This window comes from Gordonia sp. UBA7599, assembly GCA_002477755.1.
Classification (GTDB): domain Bacteria; phylum Actinomycetota; class Actinomycetes; order Mycobacteriales; family Mycobacteriaceae; genus Gordonia.
Map to the genome: position 1 here is coordinate 1 of DLKD01000154.1, position 2,221 is coordinate 2,221.

A 2,221-nucleotide genomic window follows, 5' to 3' on the forward strand; every position below is an offset into this window, starting at 1 on the left:
TGATGTTCGGCGGTCCGCACGCAGGCTATATCAGCGTCCGCAAGGGGCTGGAGCGCACCCTGCCCGGGCGGCTGGTGGGTGTGTCGGTCGACAGCGCCGGCCACGCGGCATACCGGCTCGCCCTGCAGACCCGCGAGCAGCACATCCGCCGCGAAAAGGCGACGTCGAATATCTGCACCGCCCAAGTGCTGCTCGCCGTCATGGCCTCGATGTATGCCGTCTACCACGGCCCCGACGGCCTGAAGGCGATCGCCGAGCGCGTCCACGACAAGGCGATGGCGCTCAAAGCCCACCTGACCAGGGACGGCATCGAACTCGCCGGTGATCACTTCTTCGACACCCTGACCGCGGTCGTCCCCGGCCGGGGCGACGCCATCGTCGCGGCCGCCGATGGCCGGGGGATCAGCCTGTTCCGGGCCGGTGAGGACCTGGTGAGTGTGAGCGTCGACGAGACGACGACGGACGCCGATATTGCCGCGGTCCTGGAGTGCTTCGGGTCCAGTGCCGCCGGGGAGGCCGATGCGGCGCCCGGTGTGCCCGAAGCCCTACAGCGGACCTCGGAGTACCTCACCCACCCGACCTTCCACCGCCACCGCAGTGAAACCGCGATGCTGCGCTACCTGCGGGGGCTCGCGGACAAGGACTTTGCCCTGGATCGCGGCATGATCCCGCTCGGTTCGTGCACGATGAAACTCAACGCCACGACCGAGATGGTGGCCGTCACCTGGCCGGAGTTCGCCGACATCCACCCCTTCGCACCGTCGGCGCACACGGCGGGCTATCGAGAGCTCATTGCGCAACTCGAGGGCTGGCTGTGCGAGATCACCGGCTATGACGCGGTGTCCGTCCAGCCGAACGCGGGCTCCCAGGGTGAACTCGCCGGGCTGCTCGCCATCCGTGACTACCACCGAGCCAATGGTCAAGCGCACCGAACCATCTGCCTGATCCCGCAGAGTGCGCACGGCACCAACGCCGCCAGCGCGGTGATGGCCGGGATGAAGGTCGTCGTCGTCGCGACGGACCCGATCTCTGGCAATGTCGACATGGATGACCTGAAGGTCAAGCTCGAAGACCACCGGGAGTCGGTGGCCGCGATCATGGTCACCTATCCCTCCACCCACGGCGTGTACGAGGACACCATCGGCGACCTATGTGCCTTGGTGCACGACGCCGGTGGTCAGGTCTATGTCGACGGCGCAAATCTCAACGCCCTCGTCGGCCTGGCCCGCCCGGGCCGATTCGGGAGCGATGTCTCGCACTTGAACCTGCACAAGACCTTCTGCATCCCCCACGGCGGGGGCGGGCCCGGCGTCGGCCCGGTCGGGGTTCGGGCGCACCTGGCACCGCACCTGCCGCGCAACCCCGAACTGCCCGAGCGGCACGGAGAGCCGGTGTCGGCGGCACCATTCGGGTCGGCTGGCATCCTGGCAATCTCTTGGGCCTACATCCGGCTGATGGGGGGCGCGGGGCTGACGCGGGCCACCCAGATCGCCGTCCTCAACGCGAACTACATCGCGGCCCGCCTGCGCGAGGCCTATCCCGTGCTCTACAGCGGCACCGACGGGCTCGTGGCCCACGAGTGCATCCTCGACCTGCGCGAGTTGACCAGGATCAGCGGCGTCACTGTCGACGATGTCGCCAAGCGGCTGATCGACTACGGATTCCACGCGCCGACCATGTCCTTCCCGGTGGCCGGCACCTTGATGGTCGAGCCGACCGAGTCGGAGGATCTGGGCGAGATCGACCGCTTCTGCGCGGCCATGCTGGCCATACGGGCCGAGATCCAGGAGGTCATCGACGGCCTGGTCCCGGTCGCCGACAGCGTGCTGCGGCAGGCACCGCATACGGCCGCGGCGATCGTCGGAGAGTGGACCCACCCCTACGACCGCGAACGCGCGGTCTTCCCGGGCGGGCATGCCGGCCAGAAGTACTGGCCGCCCGTCGGCCGGATCGACGGCGCCTACGGCGATCGCAACCTGATGTGCAGTTGCCCCCCGATCGAGGACTTCGCCTGATCAGGCGGTCGCAGCGAGAGTCGTCGTGGTGGCGAGCGTCGACCCCTGCGGCGATTTCGTCACGGTCAACTGCGCCGGTATGCGGTCGCGCAACTCCGGGACGTGACTGACCACACCGACCGCGCGGCCGCCGTCGCGCAACGCATCCAGCACCCCGAGGACATCGTCCAGGCTCGCCTCGTCGAGCGCGCCGAAGCCCTCGTCGA

2 protein-coding genes are annotated in these 2,221 nt (G+C 68.6%); one reads left to right on the forward strand and one right to left on the reverse strand.

Annotation, left to right across the window (positions count from 1 at the left end):
• Positions 1–2,015, forward strand: a 2,015-nt coding sequence (gcvP, locus tag B4L26_RS17800; RefSeq protein ID WP_290721048.1) for an aminomethyl-transferring glycine dehydrogenase, incomplete at its 5' end; no start/stop codon positions are given.
• Here the strand turns inward: gcvP and B4L26_RS17805 are convergent.
• Positions 2,016–2,221 (reverse strand): hypothetical protein (locus tag B4L26_RS17805; protein ID WP_290721050.1); only part of this gene is annotated, 206 nt, incomplete at its 5' end.